Genomic DNA, 25,441 nt, shown 5'->3' with positions numbered 1-25,441 from the left:
GTTTCTATATATTAAATTGTGAACGCTCTTTTGTAAGTATCTAAAAATTGTTTCGCTGCGTACTGTGCAAGTTCTTTGGATTTAAAGCAAAGGCGAGAGCCGCAAAGCGAAAACGAGTACTGATAATCGGAGAAGGAGAACGAGAACCGACCAGACGAGGACGAACCACCATAGAACCAGTTGAACCACTTATCCCATTGTCCATTATCCCAATCGGGCGTCCAACCTTCATTTAGAGCTTTAGTGATAATTACTAATTGTTGATTGGCTAAAATATGATCTGCAATGTCTAATTTTTGAAGCTCCAAATAATCCAATACATCAGAATCATTGTTTCCGAGGCCTTTAATTACGTCATCAATACTTTTGATTCTATCCATGATGTTCTTTTGGAAAACTTTCTTTCCGAAAAGATTTTCTAGTAGTTCTTTTCCGCTGTTTTTAGCATTTTCATGCGCTTTTTGCGCTGCTTCTTTTGTAATTTGTAATGTGTCCATTTTGTTTAATTGTATTTGTTTTGATTTTAACTTTTAGTGGCTGATTTCTGAGTGATTCTCTTTCAGGAAATAAATCAGTCAGTTTTGATTTTCTTTTCTTGAGCATTAGTTGTAACAAACCGCTTCGTTAATTAATCCGCTTACATATCTATTGGAAAAGTCTAGGTCTTTTTCTTGTTTAAGAAAGGCGGCATATAGAGTATCTAATCTGTGAGAAGGTATTTTGTTAAAATCTTCCACTTTTGCAGCTTTGCAGGCGATGCCTTTCACATACTGCATAGATACTTTTTTGTTAAGTTTCTCGTGAATTCCAAATAGTACAGCGATAACACGTTTTCTTTTTTTGTCTAGATCTCGGTCAATCTTTTTTTGTTCCGCTTCAAAGAAGTTGCAAAGCTTGTCTATTTCAAAAGGATGCAAAGCTCTCACGCTTGTAGTTCTGCCATTGGTAAAGTTTGCGATAATATCCGCTCTTTGATTCGTTAGACCTTGTTTTGAAAGTAAGGTCATCAATTTTTTTGTTGTTGCCATTTGTTTGATGTTTTAATTAGGATTTGTTTACACTGTGAATCTGAATTCTAATTTCTTTGGTTTACCGTCTATTTCCACAAATTTCCAACCGCTTACATACATTGAATTCTGGCGGCGTTGTTGAGCTTCAAAAATAATTTCAAGACCTTCATCAAAACGTTCATCATTAAATTCTGATTTCAATTTTGATAGCTCAATAATCTTCGATGGGTTTAGCATACCTGTTTTAGCATTTGGTTTTAAGAAGGTATTAACCGCTGCGGAAAGTTTTTTCACATTTTCCTCATCAGAGGAAAGCGAGTTAATAAAATCTTTAATTTTTTCAACTCCTGCGGATTCAGTGCCATCAAATCCAATGGTTACATTCCAACCAACTGTTATACTTGCAGAACCATTTTCTAAGGTAGAAGTATGGCTATCTTGGTCGTTGGTTTTTGTTCCATAGATTTCAGCTTTCAACTGTCTTATTGTTTCGTAATCTTTCCAAAGTTTCTCAATTAAACATTCTGTTATTTCATGATGATGAACCAAAGGATCAATATTTTTATTTACATATTCTTCAGAAAGTTTTTTGAAGCTTTGTAAATCGTCTGTCCTTTTTTGTTTTTCGGCTTTTTCTTGTTCTTTTAATTCAGCCTTTAACGCTTTTTTTTGCTCGGAAGTAAGCTGTGTGATGTCTATACTCATAATGTTTCGTTTTTTATTGTTAATTCTTTTAGTTTGTGTAGTATTTCTGGATTATTTGCGAAGTAATTTTCAATTGGCATCCAATTATTGTTTTCTTCATAGTAGAGAAGTCTATCGTGTCCGTACTTCATATTTGGAGCCGTGATATTGTGAAGCATAATGATAGTGGCTAATTCAGTAATGTTTTCTGAAAGTTCATCTGGCGAAATTTTATTATTCAAAAACAAATGAATGCTAGTTCTTTCATACCAAGAAAGAAAGCCAATTATACTATCCAATGCTAGTGTATGTAATAAGTGTAATGCTGTTATTTTCATATTTTTTATTTAATTTTTGCCCAATATTTGGTTGCTCGTTCGTGGTTTATTATGAATGCTTCCTCACCGCCGTTGAGTCTTTTTTGTGGAAATCCTTGGAAGCCTACCACGGGGACTTGAATATCTACATCGTACCAAATGGTATTGGCTAAAGCTCCTTTGATTTTGTCGTCTATATTTTCAAGTTTTGGTTTTCCGTTGACTTGACTAATCCAGATGAGACCTTTCTTTTTATAAAACTCTTCTTTGAATTCAAAATATTCGGCTTTGTTGGCTTCTAGATATTGTATGGAGTCTATAATGACAAAATCTGCGGAGCGTTGTTTCCTTAATCTTTCTGCGAGTTCTGGAAGTTGAGCGCCTGTAACCACTTGAAATTTATCTGCAACCAAATCCATCTGATTTCTTTCTAATGACTGCTGTAACGTAAAACTATCCCTTTGCTCAATTGAGTTGTAAAAGACTTTACCAAAATTGGTTAGATATCTGCCGTATTGCATTGCTAGTTCCGTTTTGCCGCTTCCAGAGCTTCCATAAATCATCATGCTATCTTGCTTGCTTGGTCTTCCGAAGGAGTTTTTCCAAATACCATCAAAAGGCATTAAATCAAATTTCTTTGTTAAAAATGTCTTTACATTCAGCGTTTTCGCCATTATTAATTATTCTTTTTTGTGATTCTTAATTACATTTTGAATTGTAGAATGCCTTACCTTGTATTGCCTTCCTAGTTCACACACACCAATACCTTCTTGGTGTTTTTGCAATATTTCTTCTACTTGGGATTTTTTTAATTTATTAACCGTTGGATTTCCGCCAACATTTCCCCATTCAAGATTGGAGTAGTGGTAATTGGTATAATCTCCGTCCACGTGCTTTGCTGTTAATCTTGGTATTGGCGGCATTCCATCCCAACACTCCAGTACTAGTCTTGCAATTCCAATAACATTGCCTTTTAAATAGATGTATCTGAATGGATGGTTTCCGCTTTTTCGCACTTTGATAACAACAGGAGCATCATTTAGAAAAACACTGGACCCATCTTCATTTGTTTTCAAACCTTCAATTTCTGGGTGATATCTGTATTGCATTAGGCTGTGATTTTTTTATTATTCGCTCTTAACTCATCCATTATTAAATCCCTTGCAATCCTCAAATCTCCTTTGCAATCTCTAGAAATGGAGTTTATAATCTGAGAGTCTGTAATCCCTTGAGCTTCACAAAGAATCTTTACATCTTTGCCAGAAGTGGGCTCGAACTCGTAATATCTACCGTAACGTGATTTTATTTCGTTGTAGCTTTTCTTTTGAAGTCTTACGCCGTCATTAATTCTCTTGATTAAATAATGAGTTGCTGAAATAATGATAGAACAGTGTGGAACAAGTTCATTGTAAAAAGTGATAAGAAAGGCAAGAACCTTGTCATCCACTTTGTCCACTTCATCAATGATGATCATTGGAGATTGTCTTTTTAGCAGGTCGGAAACAATATCTCTCATCATGTAAGGCACTCTAGTACTATTGCTTTGAATCCCTATTTTTTGTATAATTTCTGAAAGGAAAAAATCGGGCGTCCAATATTGTCCGCATTCAATACGGAAGACGTTTTTATTTTCTGCTGCAAATTTCTTGGTGGTTTCAGATTTTCCACTTCCAGCAGGAGCTACGATTGATAAAACTTTTGCGTTTTGTTTTGCATCCAATAAATCTTCCAGTAGCTTAGTTGAGTTGCTTGTTTCGGCAAATTGCCACTCACGATTATTGTAGCCTACCTGTGCTCCAATATTTCTAAACATATCATCTGAGTAAGGCTCCCAGTTTCCACTCAATAAATGCGAAACTACGGCGGTGGAAGCTCCTTTTAATGCGGCCGCCGCTTTGTTCTGGCTTCCTTTGTTATCTACAAAAGCACGGAGTAGATTTACGATTGCTATTTTCTCTTTCTGATTCATATTACATTATTTTTACTTTTCTGTTTGTTTGAATTTGTTCTTCTTTGGTGCCGTAGGCAACTAGTTTTGCTTTGAGTTCCCAGTTGTTGTCACTGATTCTTTCATTTTGTTCATCAATTAAATCTTCTACAGATAATCCTAACTCTTTTGCAAATTCTTGATATGTATTATTATCTCGAAGTCTTTCCTCTTCCTTAACCAATAAATCCTGTCGCATTTTTTCGCTACCTATTTCGGTTAATAGTTTTGGAATTTGAATATGTTCTCGCTTCTTCTCAGCATAAGCAACGAAAACCTTTTGTCCTTTTTCGTTAAGCTCGTATAGTTTTATGTACTGATCTAAGTATTCTGGATCATACGAAACTATCAACTTGGTGTTAACATATTTTCTTCTAAACTCTAAATCAATATTTCCAGAACCATCCAAAACCTCAAAATCATAATCAATTCCTCCAACAGTAAGAGGCATTCCATGAGGATAATATTTCTTAGGTTTTGTTTCATTAAGCCAAAACATAGAAATCTGTTCTAAAGGATCAAGCTCCTGTGTGAACTCTGATTTTGTATTGTAAACTTCACTCCTTGTCTTGTTGTATCGGGAATGTTTGGCGTTATTCCATTCATTTACCAACACCAACCAATGTTTGTAAAGTTCTTCTCTGGTTGGAAGTGCTTTTTTATATTTCTTGATAAAGTCAAAGTTTGCTTTAGACAAATCTTGCTTAGATTTAATACTTTGACCATCAAAGAACCAAAAGCGACTTCTAGCAAATTGCTGTAACCTGTGAAATAAACCTTCAGCAGGATTTGACTTTCTACCAACTTTATGATGATAATGAGTCCCTCCAGTTGCTACTATATTACTGTATAATTCTTGCATTTTTTTGGTTCTATGGCCAGACTGCGCATCATAAGTAAATAAGTAAGGTTTTGCACAAGCTTTATTCACTGCCATACGAAGAGCAACAAAGTGATCTGTATGGTTTTCGGTATCAGAAAATGAGAATCCTAAAATAGTTTCGCTGTGTACATCCCAAACAACATCTATATTTCTATCTGCAACCATTTTACCGTTTTCATCTTGGTAAACCGCATCTAGTTTAGTTCCGTCAATCGCCCAATGAGCATTGGGGAATAAAACATCTTTATTTTTCTTAATAGTATGACCGAATCGTTTTTCGTATTCATCTTTACCTTCACGCTGCTCCTTCCAAATACGCTCATTTTCGGGCTTCATTAGGAAATTATAGATAGAACTCTCCGAAAGACGAGGAAAGCCAGTTAACGACCTGCTATTCTCATAAATTTGGTGTATTTCTGGAATACTTCTCTTAACAGGCATGCCATACTGTACAATTAACCACTTACCAATTGTTTCTGTGATCACTTGTGAGTGCTTATTACACCAATTGTCGTGGATTAATCCTTCGAGACCAGGTCTTTTATATCTTTCGTTGGGAACTTCCAAAATACAAGCTTCATATTTTGCTCTTAATGCTCTTGGATTGGTTGGAAGATTAAAAGGGTAGTAGCTTCTTAAATCTGCATCAATATTTTCAACAGACTTTGCAAGTTTCTCCCACAATTCTGCTTTGTTTATTCTTGGATTAGCTTTGAATATTTTCTCAATTACGCTATGAATTGCATTTAATACGCAAGCATTGGCTGTATATTCTTCAACAGCTTCTGAATTGGCTTCTGAAAGATAACGTCCATCCTCAAGTTCATAATTAGAGAAATAAGCTAGAGCGGTTTCATCTGCTTTCAGATAATCAGAAAATTTTATTACGCTAGATTCCTCGTAAGGATTAATACCAAGCTCATGCTCGATAATATTCTTAAAACGATCTGGAAGAGAAGCGTAAACATACAAAGCGCAACTGCCGAGACCTCGTGCCGAACGTGCTTTTTTTATTTTGCCTCGATGCGTAAGAACTTTCAAACTGCTAAGAGTTACAACTCCAAGTTCAGCCAATGAATTTCCTTTAACGCAAAGCGTGTTATTATAGTATTCAAACATTATTTAAACGGGGTTTAAATGGTTTTAATTGTTCCCAACAGAGGAATCGAACCTCTGAAGAACCGTTTGGGATTAGTTATTGTTTAAGTATTCTTTATACTTAAGTTTTACAGCTTGATATTCAAGTTCAATAGTTTTAGTTTCCAATTGCTCATTTTTTAGTTGAACGCTTTGCGTTTTCAGACTATAATACTGAGAGATTATTAACATCATAAATGATACAATTGCCATTATACTGAGGAGTGTAAAAACAATAGGTGGAATAATATTTTCGAATTTCATTTTAAGCAGTTTTATAAATTGAAAATTTGAATGTGCTGAAAAGCGTCCATTCCTCTTTGATCTTCTTGTCGGCAAACACAAACGAAGTGTATCGTTTGAATTTTAAAATTTTGTGGATTAATTTTTTCATATTGGTTGATTTTTAAAGTTTTCAATAGCTTTTATAGAGGGATTTGCTAACTCGTGATATTTATTCCTAATTGTTTCAGCTGTTAAACTGTGCTTTTCTTTTCTAATGCATTGTCGAACAAATTGAGTTGATACTCCAAACTCTTCCGAAATTATATTTACTACTGCTGTATTGTAGCTTTGTCTTTTTTTTGTAGGTTTGTCCATTGTCTTTTTTGTTTCAATCTTGAAGCAAATATAGAAAATATATTTTCGATAAAACAAATAAAACGCAAATAAATTTACAATGATAAAGGAAAGAATTATACAATTAATTGAAAATAAGAAGCTTCCGAAAGAAGAATTTTATATAAAAATTGGAATGACTTCCGCTAGTTTTAGAGGAAAAGCCAAAGAAACGCCTTTGAATTCAACTGCGATAGAAAATATATTGTCGCTAATTCCTGATGTAAATCCAAATTGGTTAATAACTGGCCAGGGCGAAATGCTAAAAAAAGACCAAGCAGTCATTGTAAAAGAAAGCAAGGCCAATTATGGAAATTTAAAGCCTATTCCATTGGTTTCTGTTACTGCTGTTGGTGGATTTGGTAACAATTCATTTGCAATCGAAGAAAGAGACGTTAAAGACTATTATATCATTCCAAAATTCAAACATAAGAAGGTAGATTTTATGATAGAAGTAGAAGGATCTTCTATGTACCCAAAATATAACAGTGGCGATGTGGTTGCCTGCACCGTAATTAATGAAAATTCTTTTATCCAATGGAACAAAACCCACGTGATCGCCACAAAAGAACAAGGTATCATCATTAAAAGAATAAAAAAAGGAAGCATTGAAGATAAACTCTGTATGATCTCTGATAACAAAGACTATGATGCGTTTGAGGTTCCTAAAGAAGATATAACAGGAATAGCCTTAGTTGTAGGTGTAATACGATTAGAATAGTCTTTTTTTTGCGTTATTGTTGCAATAGATTGATTTTCAGTATTTTAATTTTAAAACTCTGTTGTTTTTAACTATCACACCCCCCATAACTCGAAGCTTTTTAGTGCCTTTACGTTGTAATTACGTGTAAATATTGTAAAACTCACGCTCTTTTTTTCGCTTTTTTGTAACCCCTAATGTAACCCCTAACGTAACCGCTAACCACCAAAACGGCTTTTTCGTAGATATTGCTTCCAATAGTGTTTTATAGCTCTAAAATGGTCTTTAAACAGTCTTTTAAATACCAAAAAAAACGCCAAAAACCGCTGTAGTAGTAGTTTTTGGCGTTTTATACGTTATAATGGTAAATAAGTCTTAAACGTTGGTATTTAATGGATCAATCTATGGTAGATAAACAGTAGTAAATGGTAGTTTTTTGCACTTTTTGTTGACCCCCAGTTTTTGGCTTTTTTTTCTTGTACACCCTATTAATAGGGCTTTTTTGGGCTTTTTTTGTTTATGATGTATTGTACTTTATGATATCATGCCCCTATGTGTTTCCACAGAAGCTAAATTATTAAAAAAAGCTGAATGTGGAACACATTCGGCGGCTAAATATGCAGAAACTTTCAATTTTGCAGTTCACCCGCCATTTTGCCAATGCGATGTTAGCTGATCGGGCTTTTTAACTAACAATTTTGTAAGTTCTTGTTCACAGAAGTTTATCACAATAATTTTGCACCAAAATTTTGATATGGATTTGTCTGAAAATATTATTGGATTTCATCATTATTCTCTAAAAGTTAATGATTTTGAAAAAACTCTTAAGTTCTATGAGTCATTAGGTTTTGAAGAAGTACATTCGTGGTCTTTGCCTTCTTTTCAATTGAAAAAAGGAATGATGATATTTAATCAAAGAATAAATTGTTATATCGAACTTTTCGATAGAGATGCAGCTATTCCAACGCAAGGAAGAATAAGGAAAATAGAGGATGAGTATGTTGAAAATGCAATTTTACACATTTGTTTTGTTGTTAAAGATGCTGATTTAGCTAGAAAAAAAGCTATTGAAAATGGGGCTTTTGATTTAAGTGAAGATGTTTTAGAGCTAGAATTAAGTAACGAAAATAGGTCAGTAAAAGTGCGCAATAGTCTTGTTTATAGTCCAAATGGTGAGGTTATTGAATTTTTGGAGGAGGTGAAATTTTAAGTTATCATAACTCCAATTTCTTTACATATTCAAGGAGTTGTAAGATTTTTTGTCCTTTCTTGGATAAATTATATTCGGATTTTGTTTTAGTTTTTTTATTTTCAACTATTTCATCTGACAAAAGCTCTTTTAGCTGTTTGGCTAAAACTCTATCTGTCAGATTAGGTATTTCTAGTCTCAGTTCAGAATAATTTTTTGTGTTTTCTTTGAGTGAAAAAATAATTGAAACTTTCCATCTTCCTGTTATTTGGGATAATATCGTGTGAGTTTTACAAAAACTTTGTAAGATTTCTTCATTAATAGAATTTGTAGAGTTCTGTTTTTTCATAGCCTGTCAGCTAACGGAAAAAGTATTGGCGAAGTGCGGGCTAAAAATGAACTTTAGTTCAATTTTCGACCAAACGGAGCCAATATTTTTTCAATGGAACTAAATTAAACAAAAATGTGGAATTGAAAAATATTGGCGGCTAAATATTTCAAATTTTTCAATTTTACATTTAACCCCGCATTTTGCCAATACCATGTTAGCCGTAGTTATATTATTTTTCATTAATAACCATTATTTTTTTGTCATTAAACCTTGTGATGAGCCAGCTTTTAAATTTTGATTCGTCTATATTTTTTTCACTTTTATAGATAATTGCAGTTCTTGTAGTTATCGAATCAGGCTTTTTATAATTATGTATTTTTCCAAAATATATTTCATTAATTTCAGGAAAAAGTATTTTAACTTCCTTGTTAATTTCGTTATTTCCTACTTTGTAAGAATTTATTTCATTAGATAAATTGTTGATTTGTAAATCTTTCTCAGAGATGTTATTTGTATTCTTCTTTATTTCCGCCAATATATCTTTTCTTAGATCAGAAGTGTTTTGTTTAATTTCTAACTTAGTATTTGTTAAATTATAATTCAATAATTTTTGATTAAGAATTATTATTTCTGTGCTATCGAATTTTTTACTTAATAAAGCTAATTGTATTTTTTTAGGATTAGAGTTATAATCTATATTTTTATAAATGATTGTATATCCTTTGTTATAAAACTCATTATTTATAAAATTTTCTGTGCTTTGGGAATATTTTTTTTCTTGTAACAAAGTATATGCAAGATAGAAACTTGGAATGATCATTAGAGCCATTAAAAGATAAATTGTTGTTTTAACTTTTTTGTCGAAGTTTTTATTTTCTGTTTTTATTGGTTCGTATTTTAAATATTTAATTATGAGGAAAGTAGAAATTCCTATAAAAAAACAGTTGATCGAATATAAATATAATGCTCCTGCAATATATTTAAAATTTAAAGTCGCTAATCCAAAACCGGCTGTACAGAGTGGCGGCATAAGAGCCGTGGCAATTGCAACACCAGGAATTGGATTTCCTTTGTCGATACGTGTTATGGAAATTGCACCTACAATTCCTCCAAAAAAAGCAATTAAAACATCGTAAATAGTGGGTGAAGTTCTCGCTAATAATTCCGATTGAGCCTCTTTAAAAGGACTTAGATAAAAGTATGTTGCAGATACAATAAAACCAACCAGAGTTGCAATAAAAAGATTCTTAATTGATCTTTTCAGTAAATCGAAATCATAAGTGGCCAATGCAAATCCGCTTCCAACAATAGGTCCCATAAGTGGAGAAATAAGCATGGCACCAATGATTACAGCAGTTGAATTAACATTAAGACCAACCGATGCAACTAAAATTGCACATGCCAAAATCCAAAGATTTGCACCTCGAAATGAAATATTAGATATTATACTTTCTCTTACTTTTTCTGGTTTTTCTTCACCTTGATGTAGGCCAAACAATTTTGTAAAAAAATTCATAAGTACAATTTTTAACAAAATAATAATATTTATGATTATGTTCCAAAAATAATTACGGCTAACGGAAAAAGTATTGGCGAAGTGCGGGTTTTCGAAGAACTAAAAGTTCAAGAAATCCAAAACGTAGCGAATGCTTTTTCAATACTGCTAACTTACAAAAAAATGCAGAATTGAAAAGCATGAGCGGATTATTTTTTCTGCTTTTCAATTTTGCACTTTCCCCCGCATTTTGCCAATACAATGTTACCTGCAGTTTCTTTATTCACGAAGCCATTTATTTATTTCGTTAAAAGTTTGTTCGCTTTGTTCAATCCAAGGAAAATGACCTGCTTTGTCAATAATAACCAATTTTGAGTTTGGTAAACTGAAGTGCAATTCTGTTGCAAATTCAGGCAAATTGTTTGTGTCATATTTTCCGTTAACTATCAATATTTTTGTTTTTAAATCCTTAAATTTTTTCTGAAATTCCAAATATTTTTGGCGTTCTTCGGGTGTTTCTTGATAATAATTATTTCCGATTGGTTTTCTTCGTCCTGCTTTTGTAATTTCTTTCACAATTGGAATAACTTTTTGAGCGCTTTCTTCATTATAAGTCCACCATTTTGTTCTTGCAGTAGAAATATCATTCCCATTTTTGTCAAAAGTTGTATTGTTTGCATTCATGTAATCCCAATCCTCAATAACTTTGGCAAACCATGTAGATTCTTTTATTCTTTTGTTTTCAGAAACTCTTCTTCTTTCAATTGATTCGTTTTGACTTCCTGTATAACTTGTTCCTGATAAAATAATTCCCGAAATATTATTGGGGTATTCTACTGTGTATTGCAAAGCAATTGCACTTTGGTCTGAATGTCCAAATAACCAAATCTTTTTTGCACCAAGTTTTTCTCTTAACAATTCAATTTCTTTTACGGAATTTGCAGGAGTGTAATCTTCAATTTTTTTTGGTGTTTCAGATTTTCCTGTTCCACGAGAATCATAATAAACCATTGTGAATTTTTCTTCAAGTGGTTTTAAAGTCATTTCGTAACCGATTTTTCCCGAACTTGGATGTCCAATAAGCATAATTGGACCTTTTCCTCTTACTGTATAATTGATATTTAAGTTGTCAATTTTTTCCGTGTAGTTTCCATTCTCAACTTTACAACTTGAAGCACAAGAAATTAAAAAAAATGATGTTATTAAAATTCTGAAAATTTCTTTCATAGACGCTTTTTTGATGAAATTGCAGGTAACGGAAAAAGTATTGGCGAAGTGCGGGCTTAATTTGAACGAATGTTCAAGTTCAGACCAAACGGAGCCGATGCTTTTTCAGATTGTCTAAATTAAAGAAAAAAACAATATGAAAAGTAGCGGCGGCTAAATATTTCCACTTTTTCTATTATACATTTAACCCCGCATTTTGCCAATACAATGTTATCTGTCGTTCTTTTTTTAATTTTTATTTGGTAGGAAAGAAATTTTTCCATTAAATTTGTAACCAATGTCTAATGTTGTATAATTTGGTTATGAGTGAATATTTAACTATTTCAGAAACAGCGAAATTACTTAATAAAAGTACTAAAACGCTACGTCGTTGGGATGAAGAAGGAAAGTTGTCGGCAGTTCGTGAACCGATAAGCAACTATAGAGTTTATAAAAAATCAGAAGTTGAAACACTGTTTGCTGATTTTTTAAATATTAATAATCAAGATGAAGTTTCAAATTATGTAGAACCTGAAAATGAGTACAAAGTTTTAGAATTGTTTGCTGGAGCAGGAGGTTTAGCTGTTGGAATGGAAAAAGCAGGATTAAAATGTGTTGCTTTAAATGAAATTGATAAACACGCTTGTGAAACTTTACGCAAAAATCGTCCAAATTGGAATGTTTTAGAAGGTGATATTAAGAATTTTGATTTTTCAGAATATTATAATAAGGTTGATGTTGTAACTGGTGGATTTCCTTGTCAAGCATTTAGTTATGCTGGAAAACGTTTAGGTTTTGAAGATGCAAGAGGTACTTTGTTCTACGAATTTGCTCGAGTTGTGAAAGAAGTAAATCCTCCGATTTGTATTGGAGAAAATGTTAAAGGTCTTTTAAGTCACGATAATGGAAATACAATAAAAGGGATGATTTCAATTTTAGATGAAATTGGTTATAATGTTGTTCCTGTTGAAGTTTTAAAAGCTATCAATTATAAAGTTCCTCAAAAGAGAGAAAGATTAATTTTGGTAGGAATTAGAAAGGATATTGATTTGAAATATGAATATCCAATGCCTTACAAGAAGATTTATAATCTTAAAGATGCTTTAAAGAAAGGAGAATTATTTGAAACTAATGTTCCTAAATCTCCTGGAGCAAAATACCCAGAAAGTAAAAAAAATGTATTGGATTTAGTTCCGCCTAAAGGTTATTGGAGAGACTTGCCTATTGAAATTCAAAAAGAATTTATGGGAGCGAGTTTTTATTTAGGCGGTGGAAAAACTGGTATGGCGAGACGAATTGGTTGGGATGAACCTTGTTTAACTTTAACTTGTAGTCCAGCTCAAAAACAGACAGAAAGATGTCATCCTGATGAAACTCGTCCATTTACAGTTCGAGAATATGCAAGAATACAAACGTTTCCAGATGATTGGGAATTTGCTGGGCCAATGGCTCAACAATATAAACAAATTGGTAATGCAGTCCCTGTAAATTTAGGACGTGAAGTTGGATATTCGATTATTAAATTTTTGAATAATTTTTATAGATTAAGAAAGAAACATTAAGTTTCTTTCTTAATCTATATATTTTTGTTGAATTTCAATTGCAAGTTTGGAGATTGTATCTTCAACAATTTGACTTCCATCAACTTCTAAGGCTACTTCACCCACGGCATCTATTAATTCGTAATAAAAATCTTCTTTTCCTGTTAAGCGATACCAAAATTCTTTACCAATTATTACAGGAAAAGACTCAGATATTTTTTTATAGTGTGAGCTTAATTCCGAATCTTCGCCGTAAACTACACCTACAATCATATCATTAATTCCGACATTTAAATTATTAGTTCGAGCCAAGTTTCTTACTCCATTAAAGTGGTTAATAACTGTTGTGACGTCATCACGATTAATAGTATTTGGTCCAGCTTTTAGTTGACAATATTTTCTTCTGCCATCAATTGCGTCAATAAATTCTATATCAATACCTGAAGTTGTTGAGCCAAATCCTTGAAATAATTCACCAATCAATTTTTGTACCTTCATTCCAAAAGAAGTGTTAATTGATGAGCCAAGAATTCTTGGATATACTAATGCTTTAGCAATACTTTCAGCGTTGTCATTTCCAGTTAAGAAATTTGCTAAATATTTAAATAAAAATGGATTTACATTATATTCTGACAATTTACTTGCTCTTTTACAAGAACCTTCTATATGGCTACCTACTATTTCTTTTCGGAAAAATTCTTTGGCGTTATTTAAAATTTCTATTCTTTTCTCTTCGGTCATAATTCTATTATGGTAATTAGAATTCAAATATAGTAAATTTATTATGACGGTTTTTTTAAGAATGACAGATAACGGAAAAAGTATTGGCGAAGTGCGGGCTTAATTTGAACGAATGTTCAATTTTAGACCAAGCGTAGCCGATGCTTTTTCAGATTGTCTAAATTAAGAAAAAAAACAATATGAAAAGCAGCGGCGGATAAATATTACAAATCTTTCTATTATACATTTAATCCCGCATTTTGCCAATACAATGTTAGGCGACGTTTTTATTTTTTCAATTTATTTCTAATGATTTCCGCTTCAATATCAGCTTGTTTCATTAATTCAAAAATTTCATTTTTTATAGCGTAATATTTTTGAGTTAATTTATTGTACTCTTTTGAATTGATGTCAATTTTATTAGCGATGAAAGTATTTTTGTAATCAGTTAGTTTAGAAATTAAATTCTCTTTTTCGGACTCTTCAATTTTTAAACCAGTTATGTAGTTTACATAATTTTTTCGTCCTTTACTCGAATTACATTTCTTACAACAGGGCACTAAGTTTCCTAATTCGTGTCCAAACCCAGTAAATGTACCTGAGTTAACTAATGCTTCTAAATGATCCCAGGTTTCACCTTTTTTATTACAATAAACACATTTCAAATCATTATTAGGATTTTGATTTAAAAACTTTAAAGCTTTGTTTATCAATGATTCATCATAATCATCATAATAAGAAATTGCAGAAGCAAAGGCATGATTGATAGTAGTATTTCTTTTTTTGAAAATTGAATATATACTAAGATGTCTTTTTAAATCGTTTTTTTTCAAATCTTTGTTTTTGGGTGAGTTTTGGTAAAATGTCGCCTAACGGAAAAAGTATTGGCGAAGTGCGGGCTTAATTTGAACTTAAGTTCAAGTTCAGACCAATCGTAGCCAATATTTTTTCAATGGAACTAAGTTAAACAAAAATGTGGAATTGGAAAATATTGGCGGCTAAATATTACAAGTAGTTCAACTTAGACTTTAACCCCGCATTTTGCCAATACAATGTTATCTGCAGTTATATTATTTTATTTCCATTTATTTTGTCCCATTCATCTAAAACTATTGATTCAGCTAAATTCTCTAGCGAATAATCATCTATTTGTTTTTGGGAATTTTTGCAATCTTGGTGAGGACATCTGTTCCACAGAAATTTAATTGGTAAATCTCCATGAAGTAAACAAAAACAATTTACATCTGAAACAAAAGGTTTATTAGCTGTGGAGAAATGGACATTCCATTTCATCATTACTCCTTCTTTTTTATCAATAATCTTGTCAACTTTTCTCAGCAAAGTTTTATTCTTTTCAAATTTTGAATTTGTCTTATTTCTATTTGAGCCTAAACTAATTTTGTAAATCCATCTTAATATCCAAAAAATTATAATGCCAAAAAAAATATAAATTATTTTCAATTGATAGTTTATTATATCATTAAATGCTTCTTTAAAAGTTTGAGAGTCATAATAACTTTTTGCTTTTGCCAAAATTAAACCTCCAATTGCAACAATAATTACCGAAATAACTTTGCTCCAAACAGGATCTTTCCAAATTTTCTCTATCATTTGATGTAAACGTAAATTTTGTGAATAATTGCAGATAACTCTCAAATATACGCAATTATCTCCTAATCTCAATAAGATTTAATATTATTATAAAACACTATATATCAAAACATTATATCATTTTTAAACGTTTGTAAACATTTACAAACTACTAATTATATTTCTAATCTATACAAAATGCGAAACAAAAAAATCGTGACGCTGTCAAGATTTTCTTTTATTTTGATTTTTGAACTTTTTTTCTAGTTCTTTAATTTCAATTTTAAGAGAGTTAAGTTCTGACTCACTCTTCTTTAAAATTGCAAAACTGAGATCTAAATTAATATAATTACTTATATCGACAAGAATTTCAAGAGTTGGATTTGTCTTTCCTCGTTCAATCAAACCAATATAATCTTTAGAAAGTCCTATCTCAATAGCTAATTGAAACTGAGATAAGGAACTTACTAAGCGGTATTTCCTAATATATAGTCCAATTTGAACCTTTAACTCTTCAAAATCCCATTTAAACATTTAGTAAAAATTGGGATTAAAAATGTTTTTCATGAATAATTATATTGCGTTATGAAAAAATATTATTATATTTGTAAAATAAGTTATAATAAAAGTAACTTTGCGATACTTCAAAGAAATATAGAAGCTTCGCTTAGATTCTCGGATTGAAAACTGGTAATTTTTAGACAACGAGATGATAAGCAGTAAGCTCACGACCTAGGCGTGGGCTCTCTTATCGTTGTCAGGTATACCAGTGCCCCAATCCGATATTGTAGAGTACCACGCCGTTTTTTTCCAATGCAGTTCGCTTTATCTCTACATTACAATCTAAGCCCGCTTCCTAAAAATAGTATCAGACACGATACAATAGGAGGGTACAACCTATTGCGGCTTTAAATAGCTTTCACGGGACACAGATTCATTCATATTAAATTCTTTCCGGTGCCTTGCGGTCACTGCTTACAGAACCTCACCAGTCCTTTTTCATACCAAGGGGCATCAGGAAAGTTTTATTAAAAAAGAATCAAAAAAACTACTCAACTTAAAAACAGAAGAATGTAAAAAGCCCTTTCCCATAAAGTTTGCAGACCAACGGGAAAGAGCGTAGTTCAGTAATTAATCATTTAGAAAATTAAAAACCTTTACAAATCTATGAAAAATTCCTATTACCATATAGGAGGTATTTTCTTGGGCCTTATGCTGACCGCTGTCAGCACTCAATCAAAAGCCCAATCACGCACCATTTCCGGTACTGTTACCTCATCTAATAAACCATTGTCCGGAGTCATCATCTCGCAAGAGGGCAGTGATCAGGTAACCATGACCGCTAATAACGGAACCTACACCCTAAAGGTTTCAGCAGAAAATCCCATCCTATTGTTCAGACACCCTGATTATGCAGAAGAAAAAGTCACACTCACTAATCAGACCGTCGTTAATATCAGCTTAGAACAAAAAGTAAAGGGAATCGAAGAAGTTATTCTCAACGCAGGCTACTACAAGGTTAAAGACAGAGAAAGAACCGGTAGTATCGCCAAAGTTTCAGCAAAAGACATCGAAAATCAGCCTGTCAACAATGTCCTTTCAGCTCTACAAGGCAGAATGCCCGGGGTTAGCATTACTCAAAATTCAAGCGTTCCCGGAGGAGGCTTTGATGTGCAGATCAGGGGAAGAAACAGTTTAAGAAGTTATGCCACCACGGGCACTGACGGCAACAAGCCCTTGTATATTGTCGATGGTGTGCCCTTGCCCCAAATCAATGATTTTAATACAGGGATGTCAAGCACCATACTCCCATTCAGTGAAACCAGTCCTTTAAATTCCATCAATCCCGATGACATAGAATCGTTGGAGGTTTTGAAAGATGCCGATGCCACGGCCATCTACGGCAGCAAAGGAGCCAACGGCGTGATCCTGATCACCACCAAAAAAGGCAAAAGAGAAAGAACGGAAGTCAATCTCAGAACCAGTTATGGAATTGGCGAAATGACCAACTTGCCTAAGATGATGAATCTTGACGAATATACCACCATGCGGAAACTTGCTTTCAAAAACGATGGCGTAGCCGTTCCTGCCAATGCCTACGATATTAATGGCGTATGGAATCCCAGTCAATATACAGACTGGCAGAAATACTTTGTCGGAAACCGGGCTGAGTATTCAGACGTACAGGTCGGCGTATCGGGTGGAAGCGGCAGTACACAGTTTTCCGTGACCGGCGGTCACAATGAAGAGACGACTGTGTTCCCCGGCAGTTACCGCTACAAAAGGAACAATCTGGCGGTAAGTCTTAATCACACCAGTGCAGACCGTAAATTCCAGATTGCTTTCAACGGCACAGGTTCATTGCAAAGCAATATCCTGCCGCCTACGGATTTTAACCTGGTCTATGCTGCCCTGGCGCCCAATGCTCCTGATTTATACCTTTCAAATGGGATGATCAACTGGGAAAACAACACCTTTACCAATCCGATGGGTCCCGCTACGCAGACCTATTCGGTCAGCACAAAAACTTTAAATGCGAATATTAATACGAGCTATAATATTGGAAGAGGGTTTACCGTCAACGTAAATAGTGGGTACAGTACATATAATACCAATGACCAGAAGATTTTTCCCAAGACGACCTATAATCCATCCAGCAATATCGGCAGCAGCAACTCTTCCATAAGAAAAGGTCAGCGACTGAATCAGAGCTGGATACTGGAACCTCAGCTGAACTACGAAAAAAAATTGGAAAAACATCAGTTTTCAGCATTGCTGGGGGCGTCATTACAGGAGCAGAAATCTGATAACCTAGTATTACTAGGAAGAGGTTTTCCTTCCGACGATATGCTGACCAATATCGGTGCGGCCGCTACCATAACAATTCCAAGCACCAGTGAATCATTATACCGTTATCAGGCGATTTATGCCCGGTTTAATTATGGCTACAACAAAAAGTACTTTGTGAACCTGACCGGAAGGCGAGACGGCTCAAGCCGGTTCGGCTCCGACAGAAGATATGCCAACTTTGGAGCGGTTGGTGCCGCATGGCTATTCTCCGAAGAACGTTTCTTAAAAAACAGATCATGGCTAAGTTTCGGAAAACTTAGAACCAGTTATGGGGTTGCCGGGAATGACCAGATCGGTGACTATCAGTATTATGATACCTACCAGTCCACCGGCGGTTCTTACGGCGGTTCTTCAGGCATCGTACCCCAGCGTCTTTACAACAGAAATTTTGGCTGGGAGCTTACCAGAAAGTTTGAAGCGGCATTGGAGTTGGGGCTGTTTAAGGAGCGGCTGAATTTAAATGTGGGGTATTACCACAATATCAGTTCCAACCAACTTATCGGGATTCCGATGCCGGGAACAGTCGGATTTACTACGATCCAGGCCAATCTGGATGCTACGGTAAGAAACAGGGGGCTTGAAGTATCCATACAAACGGTCAATATTCAAAACAAGGAGTGGAAATGGGGCACAAACTTCAATATCACAGTCCCCGAAAATAAGCTGCTTGAGTTTCCGAATCTTGAAAAATCCACCTATGCCAGCCGGTTCGCAATAGGCAAGTCGACTTCTATGGTCAAACTCTACCAGTATACAGGCATCAATCCGGTAACAGGATTATACACTTTCTCTGATGTCAACGGTGACGGTATATTCAACAGTGCAGACCGTATCATCAGTAAAGAAATCAGGGAATATTGGTATGGAGGCTTGCAGAACAGCATCCAGTATAAAAACTGGGGTCTTGACCTTCTTCTTCAATTTGTCAAGCAGAGTCAGTACAATATCAACTCAGTCTACGGTAATATTGGCTATATGTCGAATATGCCTGCGGTATTTACCGATTACTGGACCCCTGACAACCCTGATGCGCAATTTCAAACGCCAAGCGCCGGATTCAATCCGGCTGCTGCTACAGCGAGTTCACTATTTAACAGCAGTGATGCAACGGTTTCTGATATGTTGACGGTACGAGTAAAAAATGCAACATTGACTTATTCCATTCCTGCCAATGAAAAAACGCGGATGAGAGCCAAAGTATTTATGAGCGGACAGAATCTGTTTGTATTCTCCGACTATAAGGAGGGTAATCCCGAATTTACGGTAGCCGGCTACAGCAGCCCGTTGCGCGTTATCAGTTTCGGATTTTCATTAACCTATTAAGAAATATTATCATGCAAATTAAGTATAAAAAAAATACCATTTTGGTAAACATCATTATGTCGACGTTTCTGATGTTGATTAGCTGTGACCGCTTTACGGATGTTGGCTTACCAAAGAGCCAGATCACGAGAGATCTGGTGTTTAAAGACGATGAGCTGGCAAAATCAGCTATGGCGGCTGTTTACCGATCAGTTTACGAAACAGGATTTATAGCGGGCGGACCATCGGGAGCGCAAATACTCTTTGGTACCTATGCAGATGAGTTGCAATCCTATGCCAGTGCAACCAGCGATGCCACCATTTTTTATCAGTTAAGTCATCTGGCCAATACCACTAAAATCAACAGTTTGTGGACAACCACGTACAGTCAGCTTTACAATATCAATTCAATTATCGAAGGGGTGGAAAATTCTGAAAATCTAAGCATGGAGGTAAAAAACCGTTTAAAAGGAGAAGCTCTTTTCATGCGCGCCCTCCTGCATCTGTACCTGGTTCAGAGCTATGGGTCTGTTCCCTATGTGAATACCACCAGCTACGAAGTCAATCAAAGCATTAGTAAAAGCAGTATCAGTTCGGTTTATAGCCTGTGCAAGGCAGATTTGCAGGCAGCGCTCAACCTGCTGCCTGCTACATTATCTGCGGGCAACAGGATCTATCCGACGAAGATGGCTGCGTACACGGTATTGGCGCGTATTGCATACTATGAAAAAAATTGGGAAGATGCCGTCCAGTATTCCTCAATGGTCATTGGCAATACATTATACAAAATGGAAACGGATTTAAATAAAGTATTTTTAAAAGACGGCACTGGAAGCATCCTTCAGCTTTTACCCTTCAATTCAACTTCAAGTACTTCTCAGGGAAATGCTTTTATCTTGACTACCGCACCACCGACCAACGTAGCCCTGCGCCAAGATTTTATGGGTGAATTTGAGACCGGGGACGGACGTAAGGCGGCATGGATTGGCCAAAAAAGCGATTCGCAAGGCAAAATTTATTACTATCCCTACAAATACAAACAATACACGACAAGTACCAGTTCAACGGAATATTCTGTAGTGCTCAGAGTAGAGGAGCTCTATCTGATCAGGGCAGAAGCGTACATTCAAAAGAATCAAAATGATTTAGCAGTCAATGACCTTAACAAAATAAGAAGCAGAGCCGGTTTGCCACCGTTAGCGAACACTACGGATCAAAGCTTTCTGAACAATGCTGTCATAAAAGAACGCAGATCCGAACTCTTTACTGAATTTGGACACCGCTTTTATGACCTGCGCCAGCATAATGTATTAGATCAGGTAATGATCACAAAAAAGACAAACTGGAAACCGTATTTCAGACTACTGCCGTTACCTGAAAAAGAATTGCTTCTCAATCCCAATTTAAATCCACAAAATGAAGGCTATTAAAATTTATATTGCAGGATTTTTGCTGCTCAGTGTGCATCTATTTTCTCAGAATATTGACAGCCTGCAGAATGTGTACAGGACGTATTACGAGACCAAGCTTTTGAAAGCCAGTTCCGATGGACGCTATGTCGTTTTAAACCATCACAATACGTATGGTAAAGATAAAGATGAACTCATTGATCTAAAAAGCAATAAGATTACACCATTGAAGAGGCACGATCTCTATCAATTTCTTGATAATAATATACTTTTCATGAAAAATAAGGATCAGTGTCGCTTTTTAAATGTTAAGACCGGTCAGTATAAAGATGTAAACGGTCATTTTATTGCAACTGTCTCTAAGCCTTATCAAAAAGTGGTGTTATATGACAGGGATTCGAAAATCCTGATGACCATTTCTAAAGACGCAAAAATATTATGGAAGGAAGAGGGTATCAGCAAATATCAGTTGAATGATCAATCCGGTCAATTGATCTATATCTCGGATCATCAATTGGGCATCATAGATCTAAAAGATCAGAAGTTGAGATCTATTAGACTCGATAACGACGTTCAGTGGATATCGAGTAAAGGGAATGATATTCACTGTGCAGATATCCAAAGATCAGTGATAACGCTTTACCGTGTGGATAGGTCATTCAATAAACTGACTCAAAGGCTCATCAAAAGTCCGGAAGGTTTTGAATTTGTACCGACCTTAGGTGGTTTTTTTGAGATAAGAGAAGATGAGCATTTCCTGCTTCCAATGTACTTAAAAAGCAATGTCACTGATAAGGTAGATTCAGAGTTAAAGATCACATACTCTGATAAAAACAGCATGAATAAGAGTTTAAATCGATATTTGGGCATCTACAATGTTAAGGAAAAGCAGTGGGAATATGTACCGGATGTGGGGATTCAACTTCCGGTTTACAAATTTCTGAATGATAAAGGTGATTTTATTGTATACGATCTCGGATACGGAGGATTTGCCGGGTACCGTCTCATCGCACAGCCGTTATGAAAAGTTAAGCACAGACCGGAGCGACTGTCTTTTGTCATTTGCTTCTCCTGTGGGGCTTTTGCTCAGCTGTAACCATATTTACAATCAGTATCTGTTTATTGATAACAGTGATGAAAACCTTCGACAGTTTGAAAAATCTGCAAGGAATATGCATTCACTGGCGAGATACAGCAGAGCCAATCAGATCAATAAGGAGTGGATTGAAAAGTATCTGAATGAAGCTCATTCTTTCGGGTTACAATCCATTCGTGCGCATTTCAATGTGATGTCCTGGTCTGATAATCCTGCTGAATTGAAGCAGTTAAAGAATGATACAGGTAGTGCTTTAGCCTTAATGGAATGTAAACCCCGTCATAATACGACGGATACAGCCACCTTATACTGGGCAGGAATTCCGGGTAATGCCGGTGATTTTCCAAGTGAAGAAAGCTTCTACACATTCATAGAACCGGCATTGTGTTTTTTTACGGAAGAAACCAACTATCAGGATTCACCGTCACCATTTGGGATCAAGATGGCTGACCGTCTCACTGGAAAACCAATTCATCTGGATATCTCCGACCTGCCGATGAAACAGGGGATTATCACCAACAGAAATAAGTTTATCCTCGGACCTTCAGGAAGCGGTAAATCCTTCTTCACCAATCATATGGTACGGCAGTATTATGAACAGGGCGCTCACGTACTTTTGGTTGATACCGGAAATTCCTATCAGGGATTGTGTGAACTGATTAAAGGAAAGACAAAAGGGGAGGATGGGGTTTCTTTTACCTATACCGAAGACAATCCTATTGCTTTCAATCCATTCTACACCGATGATGGAGTCTTTGACATTGAAAAAAGGGAGAGTATCAAAACCTTGATTCTAACCCTTTGGAAAAGAGATGACGAACCACCAACCCGTTCCGAGGAAGTAGCATTGTCCAATGCCGTCAGCGGATACATTGAAAAAATAAAATCCAATGCCCAGCATCCTTCTTTCAATGGCTTTTATGATTATGTGAAAGATGATTATCAGAAAGTCTTGGAGCAGAAGAAAGTCAGAGAAAAAGACTTTGATATTGCCAACTTTCTTAACGTGCTGGAACCTTACTACAGAGGAGGTGAATATGACTATCTGCTCAATTCAGAAAAGCAGCTGGACTTGTTATCCAAACGCTTTATCGTTTTCGAGATTGATGCCATTAAAGATCATAAGATTCTATTTCCCATAGTGACTATAATCATTATGGAAGTCTTCATCAATAAGATGCGAAGACTTAAAGGAATCAGAAAGCTTATCCTCATTGAAGAAGCCTGGAAAGCCATAGCTAAAGAGGGTATGGCAGAGTACATCAAATATCTTTTTAAGACGGTAAGAAAATTCTTCGGAGAAGCCATTGTGGTAACTCAGGAAGTAGATGACATTATCCAATCACCGATTGTGAAGGAAAGTATTATTAATAATTCAGACTGTAAAATTCTTCTTGACCAGCGAAAATATATGAACAAGTTCGATGATATTCAGGCGATGCTGGGATTGACCGACAAGGAAAAATCTCAGGTGCTTTCAATTAATATGAACAACGATCCAAGAAGACTGTATAAAGAAGTATGGATTGGACTGGGCGGAACGCATTCAGCAGTCTACGCCACTGAAGTTTCTACTGAAGAATATTTGGCCTATACCACTGAAGAAACAGAAAAGATGGAAGTGATGAATCTTGCATCTGAACTTGACGGTAATGTAGAACATGCCATCAAGCGGATTTCTCTTAAGAGAATCAAATCGAATACAAAAGACCATTAAATCATCTAAAATTTTAAAACAATGAAAAATTTAATCCAGAAAACAATGATGGTGGCATTCTTCGCTACCGTAACATTTGCCAAAGCACAATTTGTCGTAACAGACCCCGCGAACCTGGCATCGGGGATACTCAACTCTGCCAATGAAATTGTACAGACCTCATCGACAGTATCAAACGTTATTAAGAACTTCAATGAAGTTAAGAAAGTCTATGAACAGGGTAAGGAATATTACGATAAACTTAAAGCGGTCAACAATCTGGTCAAAGATGCCAGAAAAGTACAGCAGACGGTTCTTTTGGTGGGTGATGTTTCTGAAATGTATGTGAGCAATTTTGGCAAGATGCTGAATGACCCCAACTTCAATGCGCAGGAATTGGCATCAATTGCCAATGGTTATTCTGCGCTTCTTATCGAGAGTACAGAACTCTTGAAAGAACTGAAAGAGATTATTACATCTAATGGTCTTTCTCTCAATGACAAAGAAAGGATGGATGTGGTTGACCGAGTGTATAAAGAGGTAAAAGCTTATCACAATCTGGTAAGATACTATACCAACAAAAATATTTCGGTCAGTTATCTGAGAGCCAAGAAAAAGAATAACACACAAAGAGTGCTGAATCTTTACGGAACCGCCAATCAAAAATATTGGTAAGATGGAAGCGAACAACTTACATGAAGTCCTGCGTTCCGTTTACGAAGAAATGATGCCGATGTGCGCTGATATGGCGGCTGTAGCAAAGGGCGTTGCCGGTTTGGGAGCATTGTTCTATGTGGCGTTGAAAGTCTGGCAATCACTGAGCCGTGCTGAACCGATTGATCTGTTTCCAATGTTGAGACCCTTTGCCATTGGTATCTGCATTATGTTTTTCTCGACATTGGTTTTGGGCAGTCTGAATGGCGTGATGAGCCCGATCGTTCAAGGGAGTCACTCAATGCTCGAAGATCAGGTTTTGGATATGAATGAACTGCAACAAAAAAAAGATCTTTTGGAGCGTGAAGCGATGCTTAGAAATCCGGAGATGGCTTACCTTATCTCAAATGAGGAATTTGACAAAAAGCTGGAAGAATTAGGTTGGTCACCTTCAGATCTGGTCACGATGTCAGGTATGTATATCGAAAGAGAGATGTTTGCAATTAAGAAAGATATTAGGGACGGTTTCCGTGAATTTCTTGAAATCCTCTTTCAATCCGCAGCTTTGGTAATTGATACCATCAGAACTTTTTTTCTGATTGTGCTTTCCATTTTAGGACCGATTGCATTTGCCATTTCAGTATGGGATGGTTTTCAGACCACGTTGAGTCAGTGGTTAACAAGATACATCAGTGTCTATTTATGGCTGCCAGTTGCAGATATTTTCAGTGCCATTCTTGCTAAAATACAGACTTTAATCTTAGAACGGGATATCGAAATGCTCGCTGATCCGACTTTTATTCCTGATACTTCCAATACGGTTTATATCATTTATATGGTGATTGGCATCATCGGCTACTTTACAGTACCGACGGTTACAGGCTGGGTCATTCAGGCAGGAGGCGCAGGCAATTTCATGCGCAATGTGAACCAGACTGCTACTAAGTCGGGCAATGTTGCAGGAGCTGCGGTTGGTTCAGCAACAGGAAATATTTCGGGAAGATTATTAAAATAAAAAATACAGTT

The 25,441-nt window shown here is 35.5% G+C and carries 24 protein-coding genes and 1 pseudogene; 9 read left to right on the top strand and 16 right to left on the bottom strand.

The features are described from left to right. Positions 1-11 precede the first annotated feature (11 nt). The 9 genes from B5X62_RS01865 to B5X62_RS01820 form a co-directional block, all read right to left on the bottom strand. Positions 12-497, bottom strand: coding sequence for a hypothetical protein (locus tag B5X62_RS01865; RefSeq protein ID WP_079665681.1), 486 nt, complete (start codon positions 495-497; stop codon positions 12-14). Positions 498-602: 105 nt separating this feature from the next. Continuing rightward, positions 603-1,028 (bottom strand): hypothetical protein, encoded by a 426-nt coding sequence (locus B5X62_RS01860; RefSeq protein ID WP_079665680.1) that lies wholly within the window; start codon positions 1,026-1,028, stop codon positions 603-605. 27 nt (positions 1,029-1,055) lie between these two features. Beyond that, a complete protein-coding gene (locus B5X62_RS01855; protein ID WP_079665679.1) occupies positions 1,056-1,715 on the bottom strand; it encodes a DUF3164 family protein in 660 nt (219 codons plus the stop codon). Further along, positions 1,712-1,993, bottom strand: coding sequence for a hypothetical protein (locus B5X62_RS01850; protein WP_144038267.1), 282 nt, complete (start codon positions 1,991-1,993; stop codon positions 1,712-1,714). Before B5X62_RS01850 ends, B5X62_RS01855 begins: the two co-directional genes overlap by 4 nt. A 44-nt stretch (positions 1,994-2,037) precedes the next feature. Next, on the bottom strand, positions 2,038-2,685 hold the full coding sequence (locus B5X62_RS01845; RefSeq protein ID WP_144038266.1) for an ATP-binding protein: 648 nt from the start codon (positions 2,683-2,685) through the stop codon (positions 2,038-2,040). 6 nt (positions 2,686-2,691) lie between these two features. Then, a complete protein-coding gene (locus tag B5X62_RS01840; RefSeq protein WP_079665676.1) occupies positions 2,692-3,120 on the bottom strand; it encodes a helix-turn-helix domain-containing protein in 429 nt (142 codons plus the stop codon). Then, positions 3,120-3,980 (bottom strand): AAA family ATPase, encoded by an 861-nt coding sequence (locus tag B5X62_RS01835; protein ID WP_079665675.1) that lies wholly within the window; start codon positions 3,978-3,980, stop codon positions 3,120-3,122. Before B5X62_RS01835 ends, B5X62_RS01840 begins: the two co-directional genes overlap by 1 nt. 1 nt (position 3,981) lies before the next feature. Further along, the gene (locus B5X62_RS01830; protein ID WP_079665674.1) at positions 3,982-6,000 is read right to left on the bottom strand and encodes a hypothetical protein; all 2,019 of its coding nucleotides are present in this window, start codon (positions 5,998-6,000) and stop codon (positions 3,982-3,984) included. 408 nt (positions 6,001-6,408) lie between these two features. After that, the gene (locus tag B5X62_RS01820) at positions 6,409-6,618 is read right to left on the bottom strand and encodes a hypothetical protein (RefSeq protein WP_079665672.1); all 210 of its coding nucleotides are present in this window, start codon (positions 6,616-6,618) and stop codon (positions 6,409-6,411) included. 79 nt (positions 6,619-6,697) lie between these two features. Here B5X62_RS01820 and B5X62_RS01815 point away from each other — a divergent pair, with 79 nt between their 5' ends. Then, complete coding sequence (locus B5X62_RS01815) at positions 6,698-7,357, top strand: S24 family peptidase (protein ID WP_079665671.1); 660 nt, start codon at positions 6,698-6,700, stop codon at positions 7,355-7,357. 733 nt (positions 7,358-8,090) lie between these two features. Next, on the top strand, positions 8,091-8,546 hold the full coding sequence (locus tag B5X62_RS01810) for a VOC family protein (protein ID WP_032132838.1): 456 nt from the start codon (positions 8,091-8,093) through the stop codon (positions 8,544-8,546). Positions 8,547-8,550: 4 nt separating this feature from the next. Here the strand turns inward: B5X62_RS01810 and B5X62_RS01805 are convergent, their stop codons facing one another. From B5X62_RS01805 to B5X62_RS01790, 3 genes are all read right to left on the bottom strand, one after another. Continuing rightward, complete coding sequence (locus B5X62_RS01805) at positions 8,551-8,874, bottom strand: winged helix-turn-helix transcriptional regulator (protein ID WP_032132837.1); 324 nt, start codon at positions 8,872-8,874, stop codon at positions 8,551-8,553. A gap of 211 nt (positions 8,875-9,085) precedes the next feature. Then, positions 9,086-10,372: a DUF389 domain-containing protein gene (locus B5X62_RS01800; RefSeq protein WP_079665670.1), complete on the bottom strand. Its 1,287-nt coding sequence runs from the start codon at positions 10,370-10,372 to the stop codon at positions 9,086-9,088. A gap of 258 nt (positions 10,373-10,630) precedes the next feature. Further along, the gene (locus tag B5X62_RS01790; protein ID WP_079665668.1) at positions 10,631-11,578 is read right to left on the bottom strand and encodes an alpha/beta fold hydrolase; all 948 of its coding nucleotides are present in this window, start codon (positions 11,576-11,578) and stop codon (positions 10,631-10,633) included. A 302-nt stretch (positions 11,579-11,880) separates the two neighbouring features. Here B5X62_RS01790 and dcm point away from each other — a divergent pair, with 302 nt between their 5' ends. Next, on the top strand, positions 11,881-13,119 hold the full coding sequence (gene dcm, locus B5X62_RS01785; RefSeq protein ID WP_079665942.1) for a DNA (cytosine-5-)-methyltransferase: 1,239 nt from the start codon (positions 11,881-11,883) through the stop codon (positions 13,117-13,119). 9 nt (positions 13,120-13,128) lie between these two features. Here the strand turns inward: dcm and B5X62_RS01780 are convergent, their stop codons facing one another. From B5X62_RS01780 to B5X62_RS01765, 4 genes are all read right to left on the bottom strand, one after another. Continuing rightward, a complete protein-coding gene (locus B5X62_RS01780; RefSeq protein ID WP_079665667.1) occupies positions 13,129-13,839 on the bottom strand; it encodes a PmeII family type II restriction endonuclease in 711 nt (236 codons plus the stop codon). Between the two features lie 266 nt (positions 13,840-14,105). Continuing rightward, positions 14,106-14,651 (bottom strand): HNH endonuclease, encoded by a 546-nt coding sequence (locus B5X62_RS01775; protein WP_079665666.1) that lies wholly within the window; start codon positions 14,649-14,651, stop codon positions 14,106-14,108. A 232-nt stretch (positions 14,652-14,883) separates the two neighbouring features. After that, positions 14,884-15,429, bottom strand: coding sequence for a hypothetical protein (locus tag B5X62_RS01770; RefSeq protein ID WP_079665665.1), 546 nt, complete (start codon positions 15,427-15,429; stop codon positions 14,884-14,886). Between the two features lie 204 nt (positions 15,430-15,633). Continuing rightward, positions 15,634-15,942, bottom strand: coding sequence for a helix-turn-helix domain-containing protein (locus B5X62_RS01765; protein WP_079665664.1), 309 nt, complete (start codon positions 15,940-15,942; stop codon positions 15,634-15,636). Between the two features lie 633 nt (positions 15,943-16,575). Here B5X62_RS01765 and B5X62_RS01760 point away from each other — a divergent pair. The 6 genes and pseudogenes from B5X62_RS01760 (at position 16,576) to traJ (ending at position 25,430) form a co-directional block, all read left to right on the top strand. Beyond that, positions 16,576-19,581 carry a SusC/RagA family TonB-linked outer membrane protein gene (locus B5X62_RS01760; protein WP_079665663.1) on the top strand — a complete coding sequence of 1,002 codons (3,006 nt, stop codon included), beginning with the start codon at positions 16,576-16,578 and terminating at the stop codon, positions 19,579-19,581. Between the two features lie 11 nt (positions 19,582-19,592). Further along, positions 19,593-20,990 (top strand): RagB/SusD family nutrient uptake outer membrane protein, encoded by a 1,398-nt coding sequence (locus tag B5X62_RS01755; protein WP_079665662.1) that lies wholly within the window; start codon positions 19,593-19,595, stop codon positions 20,988-20,990. Continuing rightward, entirely contained in the window at positions 20,977-21,993 is a 1,017-nt protein-coding gene (locus tag B5X62_RS01750) for a hypothetical protein (protein WP_079665661.1), read from the top strand. Before B5X62_RS01755 ends, B5X62_RS01750 begins: the two co-directional genes overlap by 14 nt. After that, positions 21,932-23,782: pseudogene (locus tag B5X62_RS01745) on the top strand (TraG family conjugative transposon ATPase); the annotation flags it as partial. The gene B5X62_RS01750 and the pseudogene B5X62_RS01745, both read left to right, overlap by 62 nt. A 21-nt stretch (positions 23,783-23,803) precedes the next feature. Further along, positions 23,804-24,436 carry a DUF4141 domain-containing protein gene (locus B5X62_RS01740; RefSeq protein ID WP_079665660.1) on the top strand — a complete coding sequence of 211 codons (633 nt, stop codon included), beginning with the start codon at positions 23,804-23,806 and terminating at the stop codon, positions 24,434-24,436. 1 nt (position 24,437) lies between these two features. After that, a complete protein-coding gene (gene traJ, locus B5X62_RS01735) occupies positions 24,438-25,430 on the top strand; it encodes a conjugative transposon protein TraJ (RefSeq protein WP_079665659.1) in 993 nt (330 codons plus the stop codon). Positions 25,431-25,441 lie beyond the last annotated feature (11 nt).

The sequence above is a fragment of the Soonwooa buanensis genome (genome assembly GCF_900167905.1).
Lineage (GTDB): Bacteria > Bacteroidota > Bacteroidia > Flavobacteriales > Weeksellaceae > Soonwooa > Soonwooa buanensis.
The sequence above is the reverse complement of the archived record's forward strand: the minus strand, read 5'-3'. Positions and strand labels throughout refer to the sequence as shown.